The organism is Polaribacter sp. AHE13PA, from assembly GCF_019278505.1.
Lineage (GTDB): Bacteria > Bacteroidota > Bacteroidia > Flavobacteriales > Flavobacteriaceae > Polaribacter.
In genome coordinates this window covers 3,972,870-3,993,097 of sequence record NZ_CP058985.1, presented here as the reverse complement: position 1 = coordinate 3,993,097, position 20,228 = coordinate 3,972,870, and the positions used below count along the sequence as shown (strand labels likewise).

Sequence of the window (20,228 nt, the reverse complement as noted above, 5' to 3'; positions counted from 1 at the left end):
TTTTTAATTAAACGAATATCTTACACCAAACTGCAATCTCCAAGGAGTTCCGTTTATTGGTTCTGTACCAGCACCTGTTTGTATATTGTATTCGTAGCTATTTGTTGATTGATCAAATCCATTAATATTCATAAAACTTCTGTTTCCAAAATTATGGCTGCGTCCCCACTCTTTATTTAATAAGTTCATAAAGTTAAAAACGTCTGCAGATATTTCTAAAGCATGCTTTGGGTTTAAAAAACTAAACTTTTTTACAAGACGAAGATCTACTGTTGCACTAAAAGGATTTTTTCCGCCGTTTCTTTCTGCAAAACTTCCATAACTTTCTTTTAAATAATCTTTAAATCCTTGAGAAGTTTCTGGATCGTTTAATACTTCATTATAACTATCTTTAATATATTGAGGCGTACTTGCATCATCTGGATTAAAAATATATGCAATTTCATTACTTAAATTAAAGTCTCCATTTGCACTTCTATTTCCACCTGCCTCTAAAGAATATCTTGTACCTCCTGTACCCACAATTGTTGCTCCTAAAGTAAATCCTTTCCAAGTTGGTGTTGCTCCGTTTACGACAATTTTAGTGTCAAAATGATTATCAGAATAACCATAGTTTAAATCTCTAGGATCTCCTTTAACAGGAAGAAAAGTAGACGTATTAGCAACACAACAGTTGTAAGAAGAATTGTCTTTAGAACGATTTACAGTAAAACTTGCATTTACATAACCATCTTTTCCTATTCTTGCAGAACCATCGACTACTAAAGCAAGATTATCTAAGATACCATCAGATGTTAATACTAAAGTTCTACCTACTAACTCCGATTCTCTAGACTCCGTCCAATCTGTACTTCCGTTTGCAGAAATTGTATTTGCAGGCACAAAAACCTCTCTACCTTGTGGCGTTACAAAATAAGGTTCTGCTACTAAATTTGCTTCTTGGTATACATAGTTATTTTTAGTATGACTAAAAACAGCGTTTACTCCTAAACTATATCTATCTCCAAAAAAGTGCGTATAATTTACGTTTGCCTTATAAATGGTTGGTACTTCAAAATCTGGACTTACCGCATTTATGGTAGAAAATGGAGTTACTCCTGCCGGAACACCAGGCACAGTACTTGGGTCATTTCTATACCCTTCAAAATCTGGTGTTGGTACATTTGCACCTGTAACATCAATAGCTCCTAATAAAGTTCCACTATTCTGAATATTATTAACTTGTGCATAATAATGTGGTTGAGAAGTAAAGACACCTCCACCAATTTTTAAAATATCAGTATCATTTCCTTCAATATTCCAAGTTAATTGAACTCTTGGTTGAATATTATCAAAATCCTCTGGTTTTACATCGGTACGAATTCCTAATTCTTGATCCACTAAAGGATTATATTCTGCATCATCTAAAAATGCTGTTGCATCATAACGGATACCTGCCGCAAGATTTAAATTAGGATTTACATCAAATTCTACCTGAGCAAAAAGTGATAAATCTAAAACAGTTTGTTTCACTAAAGAAGAGCCTTGTAAAGGCACTTCTCTTGCATATCTAGAAGCGTTTAAGTTTTCGAAATCATCTAAAGAATCAAAGAAAAAACGACCATTTTGCTCATTAGATAATTGCGTTTCTAAGTAGGTAATTAAGTTATCTGTACCAAACGTAAAGTTAAATTTACCTGCACTAAGATATGTTGTGTTTGAAATTTGAAGCTGATTTTCTAAATTAGTTTCTGGTGAATAACGTTGTCCTCCTAATTGTACAGTTCTATTACTGCTATTGCCATTTGGTAAAACAGATTCTACTTGCACAATTGCTCTTGGTATATTTTGTGACGGCAATTCTGAATTAGGTGCAAAAATACGTTCTGCATGTTGGTATTGAACTTTAAACTCATTCGTTACACTCGATGAAAAAGCAGAACGCAATGACAGAAACATGCTATTTTCTTTTGATTCAAAATCAGAATAAGACTCTGCAACTTCTATATTAGAATTATCACTTACACTTAAAGGATTGTCCCACTTATTATATAAGTTTCTAAAAGTTAATCTATGCTTATCGTTAATTTGCCAATCTAATCTAAAAAATAAATTATTAGCTTCTGTTACTCTATCAAATTGCCCAACTTGCTGAGAATCACTTAAACCATATTTATCTCTACCTATTTGTAAAAAACGATTTAAACTTTCTTCTGAAATTCTTAAATTATTTGCATCGTTATCACTTTGTATGTTTGCAATAAATTGAGGATCTCCTGCATCTTGTCTTTCATAAACTAAGAAAAAATGCAACTTATCTTTAATTATTGGACCCCCTAAACTAAAACCAGATTGAGAGTTATAAAAATCTGCTTCTCTATCTTGTCCTTGTATTGTATATTGACTTTGAAGATTGTCTGCTCTGTGATAAAAGAAAGCACTCCCCTCAAACTCATTCGTACCAGATTTTGTTACAGAAGTAATAGAACCACCACCTTGGCGACCTTGACTTACATCATAATCATTTGTAGAAACCTCAAATTCTCTAATAGCTTCTTGAGAAATCGTATAAGGACCTTTACCAACCTCACCTGCTGTAAGTGTATTTCTAAAATTAACACCATCAATAGTTACATTTGTAGACGTTCTTCTTTGACCTCCTAAATTTAGACTTCCAGCTCCTTGCAAAGGAGACAAACTAGTTAGTCTTGTAAAATTTCTTCCTTCGGATGGTAAGTTTTTAATTTGAACTTCTCCAATTTTTGTTGAAGCTCCCATTTGCTGAATACGTTTTGCCAAACCATTAGAAGAAATAACAATTTCATCTAAAGAGGTAGCAGATTCTTGTAAAACAAAATCAACCGTTAAGGCATCATTTAAGTTTAATAAAAAACCTTTATGAACTACATCTGTAAAACCTAAATATTTTGCAGTTACAGAATAAGGACCTCCTAAAGGTAATTGCTGAATTTTGTAACTTCCAGTTTCACTTGTTGTAGCACCAGAACTAAATCCTGTAGAAGTATTTTTAACAATTACGGTAGCTCCCATTAAAGGCTCTCCACTTTTGTCTGTAATAACTCCTTTTACGGAAGCATTTGTTGCTTGCCCAAAAGAATGATGAATGTTAAAAAACAATACCCCAAAAGTAATCATCATACTAATGGTTAAACGATTTTTTACTACTGATAATTTCATAAGTTAAATTAGTTTTAATAAGCATCAAAACTATACTTGGCAAGACAATCATTAATGTTAAGTATTAACATTGATTTAGATTTAATATTAATTTAAACGTTTCTTAATATTGAAAAAAGTGATTATCGTCGTCCGATTTTAACCTAAGACACCTATCAAACCTACATAAAACAACAAGTCTTTATTAAATATTAGAAATGAAAATATTTTTTACTACTTATATAAATAGTATATGAGTTAAAATCAAAATCTTATGAACTCATAGCCCTCTCTAATATTTTATAGTTTTGTATCAGATGCTAAACAATACACATCTTAAAACAAGCTATTGGAATTTTAAAATGAAAATGACAACATGAAGTACACAGAAAAAATTTCGAACAAATTAAACGAGTTATTAGAGAAAAATTATGATGCCGAAAAAGGATATCTAAACGCTGCAGAAAATGTAGAAAGTCCTAAACTAAAGATTTTCTTTAAAAATAGAGCCTCAGAAAGAAGTCAGTTTGCAAAAGAACTTAGAACAGAGATTCTTGTACACGGACAAATACCAGAAGATGATGGTTCTTTTAAAGGGACAATGCATAGAAATTGGATGACTCTAAAATCGCTATTTAGCTCAAATGATGAAGAGGCTATTTTAGAAGAAGCTATTAGAGGTGAAAAAGCAAATTTAGAAGAGTATAAAGAAATATTACTAGATGATGTTTTTGCTCCTTCCACAAAAAAAATGCTAGAAGAACAGCAACAAAAAATTCAAGCTGCTATTAATTTACTAATGGTGAAAGAAGAGTTAGCCTAATCAAAAAATATAAATAGGTTATAAATCTATTATTCATATTTTTATGAAACAGTTTAAAAAGCCAATCCTTAAATGGATTGGCTTTTTTGTGCTTAGACTTGTTACTTGCAAGCATTAGTAAATAATTTCATCTGCCTTCTTACTTTTTTTTACAATAGAAAATTAATCTGACAAACTTAATCTTAAAAAAAATAGTTGTAAAAATAAAACACACGCTAACATTTGTAACGAGTGAAACCAAAAACCTATTTCTCTAACAATATTGGTTACAAGCAAACTAATTCCGCGTGAAGGATAGCAGCGAAAAGCCCACAGTGAGGCACGAACGAGGACTTGCAGCGGATAGCCTGACCATTTTTAAGACAAAAAGTATATGCTACTAACTTGGTGTATTAAAAAATGGGCACGCCCAGAAAACAGACACATACTAACGTTCATTTATAATTGGTGTAATCAAGTTCTAATTTCCGGTACGATACTCTTTACAAACGAGCACTAGCTTGAAAAAAATTTGTTGATAAACAAAATCAACTCATCCGTCATTTGTAAGAACAAATTTCTATTTTTACATGTTCTTTTAAACAGTTAAACGCTTCAACATTTACACAGATTTATGTACTTAATTTTTGATACAGAAACTACCGGTTTACCTAAAAGTTGGAATGCTCCTATTACAGATACGGACAACTGGCCTAGGTGTATTCAAATTGCATGGCAGCTCCATGATGAGATGGGAAATGTGTTAGAACACAACGATTTTCTAATACAACCAGAAAACTTTAATATTCCGTACGATGCTGAAAGAATTCATGGAATTTCGACTGAATTGGCGGCAGAACAAGGTATTCCTTTAAGTGAAGGTTTGGTTTTATTTAATGAAGCGTTAGCTAAAACGAAGTTTATTGTTGGTCAGAATTTACAGTTCGACCTTAATATTATGGGATGTGAATTCCATAGATTGGGTGTAGAAAATAATTTAAACTCATTACCGATTCTCGATACATGTACAGAGAAAACGGCAACAATGTGTCAGATTCCTGGGGGGCGTGGTGGTAAATTTAAACTACCAACTTTAACAGAATTACACAACCATTTATTTGGTGTTGGTTTTGGTGAGGCGCACAACGCAACTGCCGATGTTGAGGCTACAACTCGTTGTTTTTTAGAGTTAATTCGTTTAAGAGAATATACCAAAGAGCAGTTAGATGTAGATGATGATTATTTTAAAAATTTCTCGGAAGCGAACCCAAAACCGATTCAAGTAATTGGTTTAAAACACATCAACCTAAAAAAGGAAAGCGATATAATTCGCCAACGTTTAGAGAAATTAAAAGGTACTGCAACAACTAAATCTACATCAGATGGTTTAGCTGAGTTAGAAAACGTACAATTTTCTCATTTACACAACCATACACAATACTCTGTTTTACAATCTACCATGCAATTGGGTAATATTGTAAAAGCTGCAGCAAAAGACAATATGCCTGCAGTTGCCATGACGGATACGGCAAACATGATGGGTGCTTTCCATTTTGTAAATGCTGTTTTAAACCATAATAAATCTGCAGATACTCCAATGAAACCAATTATTGGTTGTGAGTTTAACATCTGTGAAGATCATAAAAACAAATCGCAAAAAGACAACGGTTATCAGGTTGTTTTGCTTGCTAAAAATAAAAAAGGGTATCACAATTTAGCAAAATTATCTTCTGCAGCCTTTGTAGATGGATTTTACTATGTTCCTAGAATTGATAAAGCACTTGTAGAACAATACAAAGAAGACATTATTGTTTTAACAGGAAACTTATATGGAGAGGTTCCTAGTAAAATTTTAAATTTAGGAGAAAAACAAGCGGAAGAAGCGTTAATCTGGTGGAAAGAACAATTTAACGACGACTTGTATATTGAGTTGATGCGTCATGACCAACAAGATGAAAAGATTGTAAATGAAACTTTATTAAAGTTTTCTAAAAAGCACGACGTTAAAATTATTGCCACCAACAATACGTTTTACTTAGAACAAAAAGATGCCAATGCACATGATATTTTATTATGTGTAAAAGATGGCGAAAAACAATCTACACCTATTGGTAAAGGGCGTGGTTATAGATACGGATTGCCTAATGACCAGTATTATTTTAAGTCTACGAACGAAATGAAAACGTTGTTTGCAGATATTCCTGAAGCAATTAGTAACATACAAGAAATTGTAGATAAAATTGAAATATTTACACTTGCAAGAGATGTTTTATTACCAGCCTTTAATATTGGTGATGAATTTAAAGATCCGGCAGATGAAGTAGATGGAGGAAAACGTGGAGAAAATAACTTCTTAAAACATTTAACTTTTGAAGGTGCAAAAAAACGTTATGGAGAAATTACAGAACTTATTAAAGAACGGTTAGATTTCGAATTAGAGGTTATTGAAAAAACAGGATATCCTGGTTATTTCTTAATTGTAGAAGATTTTATTAGAGCAGCAAGAAGAATGGATGTTGCCGTAGGTCCTGGTAGGGGTTCTGCTGCCGGTTCTGTAGTTGCTTATTGCCTTTGGATTACAAATATAGATCCTATTAAATACGATTTACTTTTTGAGCGTTTCTTAAATCCAGAACGTGTATCGATGCCCGATATTGATATTGATTTTGATGACGAAGGTCGTGGACGTGTAATGGATTATGTAATTGATAAATATGGTGCAAACCAAGTTGCTCAGATTATTACCTACGGAACCATGGCTGCAAAATCTTCTATTAGAGATACTGCCAGAGTTTTAGATTTACCGCTTTTTGAAGCCGATAGAATTGCAAAATTAATTCCGGGTATTAAACTTAAAAATATTTTTGGTGATGATGCTAAAAGTAAAGGTAAAGTTGATGGTTTACGTGCCGAAGAAAAAGTTCTAATAGAAGAATTAAAACAAATGTCTTACGGAAACGACTTAGTTTCCGAAACAATAAACAAAGCCACTATTTTAGAAGGCTCTGTTAGAAATACAGGTATTCATGCCTGTGGTGTAATTATTACGCCTGGGGATATTACCAATTATGTTCCGGTTGCTTTGGCAAAGGATTCCGATATGTATGTTACACAATTTGACAACTCTGTAGTGGAAGACGCAGGTTTGTTAAAAATGGATTTCTTGGGATTAAAAACGCTGACTTTAATTAAAGACACCGTTAAAATTGTAAAAGCAAGACATAATATTCTATTAGACCCAGAAACGTTTCCTTTAGATGATGTAAAAACATACGAATTGTTCCAAAGAGGAGAAACCGTAGGTATTTTTCAATATGAATCTCCAGGAATGCAGAAACACATGCGTTCTTTAAAACCAACTGTTTTTGCCGATTTAATTGCCATGAATGCCTTGTACAGACCAGGTCCAATGGAATATATTCCGTCTTTTATTAATAGAAAACATGGTACTGAAGATATAGAATACGATTTACCTGCCATGGAAGAGTATTTGGCAGAAACATACGGAATTACAGTTTACCAAGAGCAAGTAATGCTTTTATCACAAAAACTGGCAGACTTTACCAAAGGTGAAGCCGATGTTTTGCGTAAGGCAATGGGTAAAAAACAAATTGCGGTACTAGACAAAATGAAACCAAAGTTTGTAGAACAAGCTGCTGCAAAAGGGCATGATCCTGTAAAATTAGAGAAAATATGGAAAGATTGGGAAGCCTTTGCAAGTTATGCCTTTAACAAATCTCACTCTACTTGTTATGCGTGGATCGCCTATCAAACTGCGTATTTAAAAGCACATTATCCTGCAGAATATATGGCTTCTGTACTTTCTAATAATATGAAAGATATTAAAGCTGTTTCTTTCTTTATGGAAGAATGTAAACGAATGGAATTGCAAGTTTTTGGTCCAGATTTAAATGAATCATTTTTAAAATTCTCTGTAAATAATGAAGGTGCTGTCCGTTTTGGAATGGCAGCCGTAAAAGGTGTTGGAGCCGGAGCAGTTAGAGCCATCATTAAAGAAAGAGAAGAAAACGGAAACTACAATTCAATTTTTGATTTATCTAAACGAGTAGATTTAAGAGCTGCCAATAAAAAATCTTTTGATAGTTTGATAAAAGCTGGTGCTTTCGATTCTTTTACAGATACTCACAGAGCACAATATTTTGCTACTGACGAAAAAGGAATGACCTTTTTAGAACGCGCCATGAAATTTGGACATAAATATCAAGAAAACGAAAACTCAGCTCAGGTTTCTATGTTTGGAGAAGCTTCTACAGTTCAGTTTCCAGAACCAGATATTCCAGAATGTGAAACTTGGGGAACCATGGAATTATTGCAACAGGAAAAGGAAGTTATTGGTATATATATTTCTGCGCATCCTTTAGATGATTTTAAAAACGAAATAAAATTCTGCAACGCTTCTTTGAAATACTTTAAAGCAGATCTTGCAAAGTTTGTAAATATGAATTTGGCTTTTGCTGGTATTGTTACCGATGTACAACACCGAGTTTCTAAAGCAGGTAAAGGTTGGGCAATGTTTACCGTAGAAGATTATGGTGATAGTAATGAGTTTAGAATTTTTGGAGAAGATTACCTAAGGATGCAACACTTTTTAGTGCCTAATCAGTTCTTATTTATACGCACTACCGTGCAACCTGGATGGACCAATAAAGAAACAGGAGTTGTTGGTGAACCTAGATTAAAGTTTTTAGAAATGAAATTGTTACATGATATTATGGATGAACTCTGTAAAAAAGTAACCATTCAACTTCCTTTAAGTGAAATTAAAGAAGATTCTATTTTAAATTTAGAATCCATCTTAAAAAAGACACCGGGTAAACAAAATTTAAATTTCACTATTTGGGATGAGAAAGAAAAATTAGAAATTAGTTTACCTAGTAGAAATACGAAGGTTCACATAACCAATGAGTTGTTAGCCAATTTAGACCAACAACAAATTACCTATAAATTAAACTAAAATGAATTCTATAACCCTTGCAAGAGTTATTCATGTACTGGCGGTTGTTTTATGGATTGGAGGAGTAGCAATGGTTACAACTGTAATAATTCCTGCTGTAAAAAAAATGAAGTCTAAAAAAGACAAACTAACTACTTTTGAAAATATTGAAGGTAGATTTGCAATACAAGCAAAAATTACAACTTTAATTACTGCAATTTCTGGTTTTTATATGATGTATGAATTAAATGCCTGGGAACGTTATTTAGATTATCGTTTTTGGTGGATTCATGCAATGACAATTGTTTGGATCATTTTTACATTAGTTTTATATATTTTAGAACCTTTTGTTTTACACAAACTTTTCAAAAAATATGCAAATGAAAACCCTGAAAAAACCTTTAACATACTTCACAAAGCACATTGGATATTATTAATTATTAGTTTAATTACAATTCTAGGAGCAGTTGCAGGAAGTCATGGATTGTTTTTCATTACATAAACTTTTAATTCATTCTTAATGATTGAATAAAACAAAAATAAGCATGAAAAAAACATATTAATGCTTACTTTTGTTTAATATTTTACAAAATAGATGAAACAAAACAAAAACGGAGTTTGGACAAGTTGGAACGAGAATCTAACCTACAATTACGAATCTCTTTATAAAATTACTTCAGAAGAAGAGTTGCAAGAAGTTATCAAAAAATCAGAAAAAATTCGTGTTTTTGGTAATAAACAATCTTCTGCTGATATTGCTTCTGGAGCCGCAACCTTAATTGATATTAGAACTTATAACAAAATTATTTCTTCTAATGATGCTGAACTTACAATTACAGTGCAATCTGGTGTAATTTTAGGAGATTTACTAGAAGCTGTAGAAGCAAAAGGTTGGTGTATTCCTTGCTTGCCAGATATTAATACCATTACAATTGGTGGCGCTTTAGCAACAGGAACTCATGGTACAAGTGGTAAACTTCTTTCTGAGTACATGACCAAATGTAGTATTGTTCTTGCAGATGGTTCTATTAAAATTATTACAGACAAAGAAGATTTAATTGATGTTATAAGAGTTTCTTTGGGTGTTTTTGGTGTGTTTTCTGAAATTACTTTTAAGTGCGAACCTATTTACACTTTACACGTAAAAGAAGGTCCGGAAGATGATAGTGTTTGGTTGCCTAAAATTAATGAACGTTTAAAAAAACATGATTTTCTAAGAATCTTATGGCTTCCCCATACTGATAAAGGATATGTTATTACAGGTGATAAAATAGACCCAAATACAGAAGTAACCGAAGATTTAGGTCCTAAATATTTAAAACATAGAAGAACAGCATCTAAAATATTGTATAAATATTCACACGTTTTTCCTTGGATTACAGCCGTTGCAAACAAACTTTTATATAGAGGTTTTTTTAGCTCTACAAAAGAACACAAAGGCTCGCTATACCAAGCTACCGTTACAAAATCTAGAGGATCTACTTTAGAATTAGCAGAATGGACCATTGGTTTAGATGTTTTTCCTACAGTTTTTGAAGAATTAAAAACAGAAATAAATAAATGGAGCAACAAATCGTTTATTCATATTCCTATGGATGTTCGTTTTGTGTACAAAGACAAATCTTGGTTAAGCTATGCTTACGAAAAAGACACTGTTACTATGGGGTGTGTTTCTAGAAATGCAGCAACTGCAGATACCTATGAAGCTTTTAAAAGTATTGAAAAAATATTTTTAAAACACGGAGGAAAACCACATTGGGCAAAACGTTTTTCCGCTAAAGATGCAGAACTTTCTAAAGTGTATACAAAATGGGAAGATTTTAAACTTTTAAGAAGAGAATTAGATCCAACTAACAAATTTTTAAATCCGTATTTAACGGAAATATTCAACGAAAAAACAAGTAACTAATGATATTACCTAAAGGATTTTTATTTGATTTTGATGGCGTAATTGTAGATAGTTTTGAAAGCCATTATTCTGCCTGGACTTCCGCTTTTAAAGAGTTATTTGATAAAGATATTACTCCGTTTCCTAAAATGCACGCAGGGAAATCGCCAATGATTATTGCTGAATATTTCTGCTCTGTTATTGGTGAGGAAAAACGTACCAAAGAATTATTCCTTTTAAAGGACGAACATATAAAAATACACTTTAAAGTACCTAAGTTATTACCTGGAGTTAGAGAGTTTACAAGCCTTTTGTCCGAAGAAAAAATACCTTACGGAATTGCAAGTAACGCCACAAAACTGTTTTTAAAAAACAGCATCCATCATTTAAACCTAAACTTTACTACCGTTTTTGGGGTACAAGATTATGTAAAACCCAAACCTGCACCAGAAGCCTATATTTTATTGGCAGAAACGCTAGGTTTTAAAGATATTGATTTTAAAGATATTTGGGTTTTTGAAGATAGTTTAACAGGAACAAAAGCGGCTAAAGCAGCAGGAATGGTTGCTATTGGAATTACAACGCAATATTCTGAAGAAGAGTTAAAAGAAGCTGGAAGTATTTTAGTTTTTCCAACTTTATTGGAAGCTTATGAGTATTTGACTAAATAATATTTCGAATTAAGTAACTTTCACAACAAGTAACAAGTTTGAAGGTTTTACGTTCAGTTTGTCATTTCGATTAGAGAGATAAATATCATAAAACACAAAGTTTTGTGTTCTCAATGTTATGCGACTTCTTAGAACTTCGAAGTGACAAACTTTATAATTTATCGCTTAAAAACTTAAGCGGTAACCTCTCTAAAAAGCGTTTCTAAATTCTTATTTTGGGTATTTAAGCTAAGAATCTTTAAACCGTTTTCTTGTGCAAAATCAAAAATAACAGGTCGCATATCTTCTTCACTTTCAAAAGTGATAAACCAAGTATTGTCGTAATTATTTTTATAAGAAACCACGTTTGGTAATCTGTTTATGAATTGCTCTTCTATCTTATAATCAAACGTAACTTCTATTACTTGTTGATTATTCTCTTTGAGCTCTGCTAGTTTTTTATCAATTAAAAGTTCTCCTTTTTTAATGATGATCACACGATCGCAAACCGCTTCTACTTCTTGCATAATATGGGTAGAAAAAAGTACCGTTTTATCTTCTCCTAATTCTTTAATCAATGCTCTAATTTCTACCAGTTGATTCGGATCTAAACCAGTTGTTGGCTCATCTAAAATTAAGACTTTTGGGTTGTGTAAAATTGCTGCCGCCAAACCAACTCTTTGCTGATATCCTTTAGATAATTGATGTATTTTTTTATGTGCTTCTGCAGTTAAACCAACTTTTTCAATGCAAATTTCTATTTGGCTTTTATCAACCTTAAAAATAGTTGCTTGAAACTGTAAGTATTCACGCACATACATATCAGTATACAAAGGATTGTGCTCTGGCAAATACCCAATAGATTTTTGTGCATCTAATGGATTTTGTAACACATCAATTTCATCAACAAAAACTTCGCCTTCATTCGGTTTTATAAAACCTGTTAAGATTTTCATCATTGTAGATTTCCCTGCACCATTTGGCCCTAGAAAGCCAATTATTTGGCCTTTATCCGCAGAAAAAGAAACATTATTTAATGCTTTTTGAGTTTTATAAACTTTTGAAACCGATGTTACTTTTATAGACATTTAGTAAGAAAATTAGTGATCATTTAAATTAACGATATAAAAATACTTTTAGTTTGTGGCTTTAGAAAGGTTTAATCTAATTTTTCTAATATTCTTCATTCTTAACCAAGCAGCTTTATGTCGTTTTTTATAAAACCATAAAGTTCCTAAATCTAGTAAAAAGTAAAAAAAACTAATTCCTGTTGGTGGATTATGACTTGGTAAAAAATCAAAGATTCCCCAAGCCGTAGTTGGCCACCACCAACATTCGTATGTTGTACCCACTATTTCTAAAAAAGCAACGGCTAAATACATGGTCAGATAAAAAAGCCTTTCTCGGGGTTTCTTTATCAAAATCAAAAGCGTTCCTGCAGTCATTACAAAACCAAAAACATCGTTCCTAAAAATAAGAAATAAGGTAGCATATAGTATAATGATGACTGTTAGTATTTTCTCTAATTTTTGATGATTATTTTTAGTAAAAGCTGTTTTCATAAAAAACAAAACCCCTGCATATACTAAGGCATGTCCCATAGGGATGTAATGAGGTACATTTTCTAATCTATAAGTATACATACCCATTGCTACAGAAAACAAATATTCTCCAAAAAAGCCTAATAAAACAGCATAAAACAGCTGCTCTCTAATTCTTGATGAAACTTTAAAACAGGTTACCGTAAAAACAATTACCATAACTATGTTTGCAATCCATTGAGACTCTCCATAATTTTCGGTTACATAAACACTGTCTATAAAAAGACCAATAAGTATGTAGAAAAAAAGGATGCCTAATGTTTTTATAAAGGCAGGAAAAAAGGTTTTACTTGTTAATACGCTCATACCGTTATGAAAAAATAGCTTTTTTGAGTTTTCTTTTTATCGTTTTCATAATATCTGTTGGGTAGGTACTTTCTCCCATCATAATCTGAATCATCTTTTCACAGATTCTTTCTCCATATTTTTTAATCAAAAGATTTCTCATTGTTTCGTTTTCATAAAACAACTTAGACAATTTAAAAGCAGATCTTAGTGCAGGTAAAAGGTGTTCTTCTAACTTTTCGTTGTATAATTTTTCTGCTAATTCGCCATTCAATTTACTTTCAATAATTGATTCTGCAGCCATATTACCTGAAAGAATAGCATTTGTAATTCCTTCTGCAGATAACGGATCTGCAAAACCTGCAGCATCACCTACCAAAAAAACATTCTTTCTTACAAAACCATCTTTTCTTAAAGAAACTGGTACTTGAAAACCATGCATTTCCTCACTAATGATTTCCGTAACTTTTAATGTATTCTCTAAATAATCTCTGTAACACTGTTTAAAATCTACTTTTACTTTTCGTAAAGCTCCAACACCAATAGATAAGTGATTTTTCTTTGGAAAACACCAACCATATCCCATAGGAATGGCATCAAAATCTAAACGAACGGTTTTTGATAATCTTTTAAAATCTTCATCATTTACCTCAACCTCATATTCTAATGCAGGTATTAATAAACGTGTTTCTTCCCATCCTGCAAATTTTGCAGTCTTACCCAAAGCACCATCCGCAGCAATTACAAATTTAGTTTTTATCTCTCCTTTAGAGGTATGTAAAATGATATCATCCTTAAAAGTAATATCTGTAAGTTTATGATCTTCTAACAAGGTAACGCCTAACTCTTGCGCTTTTTTAACAATAAAATTATCGAAATCGGCACGCATCACCATTGTTATAATGGGTTCGTCTTTTTGAATGGTAAATTTTTTATCAATTTTATCAAAAAAAACATCAATATGAAAACATTCTTTTTCTACAACCTCGGTAATATCAAAAGGCATTATTTTTCTTCCGGCCAAACCAAAAGCACCTCCACAAGTTTTATACCTTGGTAAAGTTTCTTTTTCTATTATAACAGTTGATATTCCTTTTTCTGCTAATTTAAAAGCAGCAGAAGCACCTGCTGGCCCCGAACCTATTATAGCTACGTCAAAAATCATAGAATGTTATTTTTTACAAATATATTGTTTCTTATTTTAAATTTATAGCATAAAAAAAGACTCAATAAATTGAGCCTTTTTTATTTAAAATTCTACTTAAATTACAATTGATATTTTACTCTAAGACTAATAAATCTTGGTAAAACAAAGGTTTCATTTATTGTAAAAGCAATATTACTTGTATTTACAGAAGCTCTAGAACCAGAAGCTAAAAGATTACTTCCTACTAACTCATACTCCCATTTTGCATCTTTATCTTTTCTGTAGGAAAAAGAAGCATCTAAACTCTGAAAAGTATTCGCAACCACTCCATCTTGTTTTACTTCATTATAAGAAAAATCTGAACGAATCGTTAACGATTTCCAAACATAAGCGTCAAAACTAATAGAAGGTGCATTAGTAACTCCTTTTATAATTGCATCTCTAGAACTGTTATCTTGGTCAGACAAACTTAATCTATACCCTAACGATACATTTGGTGCTTTGTTAAAGTTGGTACTTACACTTGCAGAGTAACTTTGAGAAAACAGTTTATTTGTGTTAAACTCATCATTTAAAGACTGAAATGTTTTACTGTAACCATAATTAGCTCCTAAAGATGTTTTAATCTTGTTAAAAGTTTTACCAACTCTTGCAGAACCCGTAAAGCTTTCATTATCGAAAGGTGAATTTAATGATGTACTCCTAGAAACAACAGAACCTGGTTCAAAAATTGTATTTGAGTTAATTTGATCTATTGTTTTCTTATAATTAAGCCTAGCAAATACGTTTGTGTAATTAAATAAATTAAAGCTAGAATAATTTAAGTTCACATTATGTAAATGTGCATTATCTAACTCATGATTACCATAATAAAAAGAATTATAGCTATTGGCAACAATACCTCTTGCAAGTTGATTAACATCTGTAAAATTAACTTCTTGTTTATAAGAAAATTGCAAAGACTCACTTTGTTTAAACTGTGCTATTATTGACAATTCTGGAAAGAATTTTTGAAATTGATCTTCAAAAATATCTGTTTCGTATTGTGTATTTTTAACATTATAAGCGTGTACTGTAAAACCCGGAGTAAAGGTAAAAATACCTGCTTTTAAACGATATCTTAAACCTGCATAAATATCAGAAAAACCATATTCTGTATCATTTGTAAATGATCTAGCATCATCTTCCGGAATAGTTCCTGTTGGAGTAAACTCGCTTCCATCATCTAAAATTTGAAAAAACTTAGAATCAAAATTTTGCTTACTTTGTATGGTACCAACTACAAAGTTTAAATTACTCTTATCATTTAAAATATTATAGTAATCTAACTTTACATCTAATTGATTCGATTTTACACGTCTGTCTTGTTCTAAAGTATACAATAAATTACTTGAACCTGTTTCTTCATTTAAACCTAACTTATCTGCTTCATCAACAAAGTTATCTTTATCTAAAGAAGCCACATAAAAAGGATCTTCATCTTGTAGTAAATGCTTTGCTTCTAATGCAAAGATATTTTTTTCGTTTGCTGTGTAAAAATAACTAAAGTTCTGGTTAATTGTATAAGGTGTTGCTTTTTCATCTTCTGTAATATCACCTAAAACATTAGACTCAACATCATCTTTTCTAAATTCGTTTGTAAAACGACCAATTAAATCATAATTAAATTGCTTTCTTGCATTTTGCTTATACCCAGCGCTCAATTTAATCAACCCTGTATTACTTGTTTGATCTGTTCTGCTCTCAGTATATTCATCTGGAGTCTCAGCATCTATATAATCTGTATCTACATTATTTTGTTGTCCGTTGCTATTACTAGAAAATATTAAGAATCCGCTTAAATCTAGTTTTGTAGTTGGAGAATAACTAAAATTCATAGCCGTTAACTTTGTTTCAATTCTATTCGCATTTCTAGCATTTGCAGTTAGAAAACCAATACCAGCACTTGCTAAACTTAAATTTGTTCCGTTAGATGGACTTTGGCTCCTAAAACCACCACTAAAACTTCTAATATCTCCTCTATCTAAAACAACTTCTCCCATATTATTAACATCACCAATAACGTTAATAGTATATTTTGGCGAGTAATAAAATAATTTTGGTTGTAATAAATACAACGTTTCATCTGGTGCATTTCCTGCTCCTGCAGTTATATCTCCAAACCAGAAATTCTTTTTTCCTTCTTTAAGTTTAATGTTTATAGCAACTCTATCTTCATTATTTTGTACCCCACTAAGCTGACTTACATCTGCGTAATTTCTTAAAACCTCTATTTTATCTAAGGCATTAGAAGGAATATTTTTGGTAGCTAGCTTTGTATCTCCATCAAAGAAATCCTTACCATCAATCATTATTTTTTCTACCGTTTTCCCTTCTACTTCAATTTCTCCATTATCATTAATTTCTACACCAGGTAATTTTTTCAGTACATCTTCTAGTTTTCTTTCGGTACCATTTTGAAAAGAATCTGCATTGTAAACAATCGTATCTCCTTTTACCGTAACAGGCATTTTAGAAACAATATTTATTCCATCTAAAGCATTGTCAAAAGCCAACATTACATTGGTAACAATAGCATCGGACTTTGTTTCTATTGTAAAGTCTGCAGACTTCATACCTACATAACTTATCTTTAATAAAACAGTGGTATTTTTTTCTACGTTTAATTTATAAAAACCTTTTTCATCTGTAAAACCGTAGGATGCTATTTTATTAGTTACCTTATCTATAGCCAAAACATTTGCCATCTCTAAAGGCTCACCAATACTATCTTTAACAACACCTGTTAGTTTTACTTGGGCGTTTGTAAAAAGTGTAACCATAAAAATGGCTAAGAATATTATTTTTTTCATTACTTAAAATTGAGTTCTAATTATTTTAGTTTTTTTTTTTAAGAACGTCCGCCCCCACGATTACCACCTCTACCTCTATTTTGAAAGTTTTGTCTTAATTCTTCCATCTTTTTAGTTACAGTTTCTGTGTATTTTTCTCTAGTTATTTTTTTTCCTTTTGATGGTGCTTCAATAGCTTCTTTTTCTGAAGGATTCAAGACAATCTCTGTACATAAAATAGTAGTTGTTCCTTCATTTATTTCTAAGATCAAACCAGGTAAACCCCAGTATTCTCCAGGACCATTACTAACTGGCACTTGTGGCGTATACCATGCAGTTACCAATACTTGTTTTACTTCTTTTGCTTCTTCTTTTTTTTCTGTTTCCTCTCCTCCTCTTGGTCTTCTAAAATTAGAAAAATCTAAAGGATTTGCATCTTTAAGTAATGTTGCTTTATAACAAAGATAATTACCAATCTGCTTGGTTTCTGCCCCTAATTCCCATTGAGGTTGCTCCATTTCATCAGAAACTAAAAACTTTTTTCCAAAAAATTCTGTAGCTTCTAATGACACTTTATCTTTGGTGTTTTTATACTTAGTTCCTCCGCTAGAAAAACCTCCAAACCTTGGTCCTCTTCCACTTCCACCTGTTGTTGGTGCTGCTAATTTTTCATCTTCTTTATATAGAGATGAACTTTTATCAAAGTTTAAAATAAATGTTTTTTCTAATTGAGACTTCATTCTTTCTTGAATCTGTTTTTTTCTTGCTTCAGAAAGCTGTTCTCCACCACGAGCAAAATTGTCTAAGTCTACCGAAGTTTTAGACATATAGGTAGCTTTCCCTTGAAAATCTTGTTGCCCAAAAGTAATAATTGATACAAGTGTAAAAATGAATGTAAATAATGATTTCATGTGTTTGAGTTTAATGATCTATAAAATAAATAGAATTACATTTATTAAGACTCAAAAGAAACCTGAAAGTTTAATTGAAAAATTTAAAATAGCTTTATTTCTTAAAGTTTGATGATTTTTTAAATGATAAGCACTATAAATTTTAGTTATAAATTAACCTGTTCGCCTTTTCTGTTTATTATTTTACCTATTTTTGCGACTCTGTTTAATCTTATTAGAATTTAATTTATGCACGTTGCAATTGCAGGAAATATAGGCGCAGGTAAAACCACGCTAACCAAATTATTAGCCAAACATTACAAATGGAAACCTCATTTTGAGTCTGTTGATGAAAATCCGTATTTAGACGATTTTTATACAGAAATGGAGCGTTGGTCTTTTAATTTACAAGTTTATTTTTTAAATAGTCGTTTTCGTCAGATTTTAGAATTAAGAGAATCTGGTGAAAATATCATTCAGGATAGAACTATTTATGAAGACGCACATATTTTTGCACCTAATTTACATGCAATGGGTCTAATGACTAATAGAGACTATAATAATTATAGTTCTTTGTTTGAGTTGATGGAAAATTTGGTTACACCTCCAGATTTATTAATTTATTTACGTGCAGACATTTCTACTTTAGTAGGACAAATTCATAAACGTGGTAGAGATTATGAAAACACTATTAGTATCGATTATTTAAGTAGGTTAAACGAGCGTTATGAAGCTTGGATATCTACCTATACAAAAGGAAAACTACTAATAATTGATGTAGATAACTTAGATTTTGTAGACAACCAAGAAGACTTAGGCTATATAATAGACAGAATAGACGCTCAAATAAATGGGCTTTTTTAGAACAAGATATTAGATTTCCTTTTTACGGAAATTACAATTCGAGAACCTACAAGGCAAAGTCTTGTGAGATTTTTATAAAAGTAAAAGAGACCGTGAAAACGGTCTCTTTCTTTTTGTGATATTTCACAAATTTGGTAGTTTGTCCCCCAACATCCTACCAATTATTTAAAAGTAATCAATTAAATATTTCTATTTGATTATCTACTATTTCTTTTATTGGAATAATTACTTTTCCTTTTTCAGTAATTAACACCACACAAATATTATCTATCATACCAACAACACCTTCTATGCCATTAACACTTACTTTATCTCCTTCTTGTATGTTTTTTCTGGTATAATAACCAAATAACAATCTTTTTATTACATCTCTAGAACCTAATCCAAAAGCAATGGTAAAGGAAGCTAAAATTGCTCCGAGAATTATAGATAAGTTACTTGTTATTAAATCGGTATTAACTCCCGCTTGGTTTAACGCAGTAACAGTAACTATTATTGCTAATAAATAAAAAGCAATATTACCTACTAAATTACCTCCTGTTAATTCTAAAGACTTAAACATCGCAAACAACGTTTTCTTTAGTATGTTTGCAATATAAATACCTATTGCAAAAATAACTAAGGCGCTAATTAACCTCGGTAAATACCCAATTAAATTACTTAATTGTTCAGAAACCATTCTTAAGCCTAAAAGCTCTGCTCCTACAATTATAAAAACTAAAATTAAAACCCATTTAATAGCTGTAATAATTATTTTAGTTGGTTGAATTTTTAAAGATGATTCTCCAAAAATTTCATCTACATGAAGTTTTTCTGGTAAGCTATCTAATTTGGTAAAACCCAATGCTTTTTTTATAATGTAAAGCAATAACTTTATTAAAAGCCATCCAATTATTAAAAACATAATTCCTTTTAATAACTGCGGCAAAAAGTCCGTAAAGTTATCCCAAAGTTTTTGTAGAAAACTAAAATCTATATTAGCTTTTATTGCTAGTATTTTGTTGGTCATTATTTTCAATTTTTTCGATTAGCCTTACTATCATTACTCAAAAAATCGCCAATTGTATTTGGATATTTCACTAAAAATAAATCAGCAATATCTAAAGTAAATTTAATCATCCCAATATCGCTTAGTACTTTTTCTTTGAGAACCTTAGGCA

The 20,228-nt window shown here is 31.4% G+C and carries 13 protein-coding genes; 6 read left to right on the top strand and 7 right to left on the bottom strand.

Annotated elements, in window-relative coordinates; all coding sequences use genetic code 11:
• Positions 1 to 3: 3 nt before the first annotated feature.
• Positions 4 to 3,177 carry a carboxypeptidase regulatory-like domain-containing protein gene (locus tag H0I28_RS16845; RefSeq protein WP_218759862.1) on the bottom strand — a complete coding sequence of 1,058 codons (3,174 nt, stop codon included), beginning with the start codon at positions 3,175 to 3,177 and terminating at the stop codon, positions 4 to 6.
• Between the two features lie 355 nt (positions 3,178 to 3,532).
• Between H0I28_RS16845 and H0I28_RS16840 the strand changes: the two genes are divergently transcribed.
• From H0I28_RS16840 to H0I28_RS16820, 5 genes are all read left to right on the top strand, one after another.
• Entirely contained in the window at positions 3,533 to 3,979 is a 447-nt protein-coding gene (locus H0I28_RS16840) for a PA2169 family four-helix-bundle protein (protein WP_218752108.1), read from the top strand.
• Between the two features lie 613 nt (positions 3,980 to 4,592).
• Positions 4,593 to 8,933 (top strand): DNA polymerase III subunit alpha, encoded by a 4,341-nt coding sequence (gene dnaE, locus H0I28_RS16835; RefSeq protein ID WP_218759860.1) that lies wholly within the window; start codon positions 4,593 to 4,595, stop codon positions 8,931 to 8,933.
• A 1-nt stretch (position 8,934) separates the two neighbouring features.
• A complete protein-coding gene (locus H0I28_RS16830; protein WP_218759859.1) occupies positions 8,935 to 9,414 on the top strand; it encodes a hypothetical protein in 480 nt (159 codons plus the stop codon).
• Between the two features lie 93 nt (positions 9,415 to 9,507).
• Positions 9,508 to 10,821 (top strand): D-arabinono-1,4-lactone oxidase, encoded by a 1,314-nt coding sequence (locus H0I28_RS16825; RefSeq protein ID WP_218759857.1) that lies wholly within the window; start codon positions 9,508 to 9,510, stop codon positions 10,819 to 10,821.
• Positions 10,821 to 11,471: an HAD family phosphatase gene (locus H0I28_RS16820; protein WP_254712806.1), complete on the top strand. Its 651-nt coding sequence runs from the start codon at positions 10,821 to 10,823 to the stop codon at positions 11,469 to 11,471. Before H0I28_RS16825 ends, H0I28_RS16820 begins: the two co-directional genes overlap by 1 nt.
• Before the next feature lie 173 nt (positions 11,472 to 11,644).
• Here H0I28_RS16820 and gldA read toward each other — a convergent pair whose 3' ends face one another.
• The 5 genes from gldA to H0I28_RS16795 all read right to left on the bottom strand — a co-directional run bounded on the left by gldA (position 11,645) and on the right by H0I28_RS16795 (position 18,225).
• The gene (gene gldA / locus H0I28_RS16815) at positions 11,645 to 12,538 is read right to left on the bottom strand and encodes a gliding motility-associated ABC transporter ATP-binding subunit GldA (RefSeq protein WP_218752105.1); all 894 of its coding nucleotides are present in this window, start codon (positions 12,536 to 12,538) and stop codon (positions 11,645 to 11,647) included.
• Positions 12,539 to 12,586: 48 nt separating this feature from the next.
• Positions 12,587 to 13,357, bottom strand: coding sequence for a hypothetical protein (locus H0I28_RS16810; RefSeq protein WP_218759855.1), 771 nt, complete (start codon positions 13,355 to 13,357; stop codon positions 12,587 to 12,589).
• 4 nt (positions 13,358 to 13,361) lie between these two features.
• On the bottom strand, positions 13,362 to 14,501 hold the full coding sequence (locus H0I28_RS16805) for a geranylgeranyl reductase family protein (protein ID WP_218759853.1): 1,140 nt from the start codon (positions 14,499 to 14,501) through the stop codon (positions 13,362 to 13,364).
• Positions 14,502 to 14,602: 101 nt separating this feature from the next.
• Positions 14,603 to 17,335: a carboxypeptidase-like regulatory domain-containing protein gene (locus H0I28_RS16800; RefSeq protein ID WP_218759852.1), complete on the bottom strand. Its 2,733-nt coding sequence runs from the start codon at positions 17,333 to 17,335 to the stop codon at positions 14,603 to 14,605.
• A gap of 38 nt (positions 17,336 to 17,373) precedes the next feature.
• Complete coding sequence (locus H0I28_RS16795; protein ID WP_218732545.1) at positions 17,374 to 18,225, bottom strand: GLPGLI family protein; 852 nt, start codon at positions 18,223 to 18,225, stop codon at positions 17,374 to 17,376.
• 228 nt (positions 18,226 to 18,453) lie between these two features.
• On the opposite strand from H0I28_RS16795, the gene H0I28_RS16790 reads away from it, so the two are divergent.
• Positions 18,454 to 19,068, top strand: coding sequence for a deoxynucleoside kinase (locus H0I28_RS16790; protein ID WP_165732055.1), 615 nt, complete (start codon positions 18,454 to 18,456; stop codon positions 19,066 to 19,068).
• Between the two features lie 175 nt (positions 19,069 to 19,243).
• On the opposite strand, the gene H0I28_RS16785 is transcribed toward H0I28_RS16790, so the two are convergent.
• Positions 19,244 to 20,077, bottom strand: coding sequence for a small-conductance mechanosensitive channel (locus tag H0I28_RS16785; RefSeq protein ID WP_218759851.1), 834 nt, complete (start codon positions 20,075 to 20,077; stop codon positions 19,244 to 19,246).
• Positions 20,078 to 20,228 lie beyond the last annotated feature (151 nt).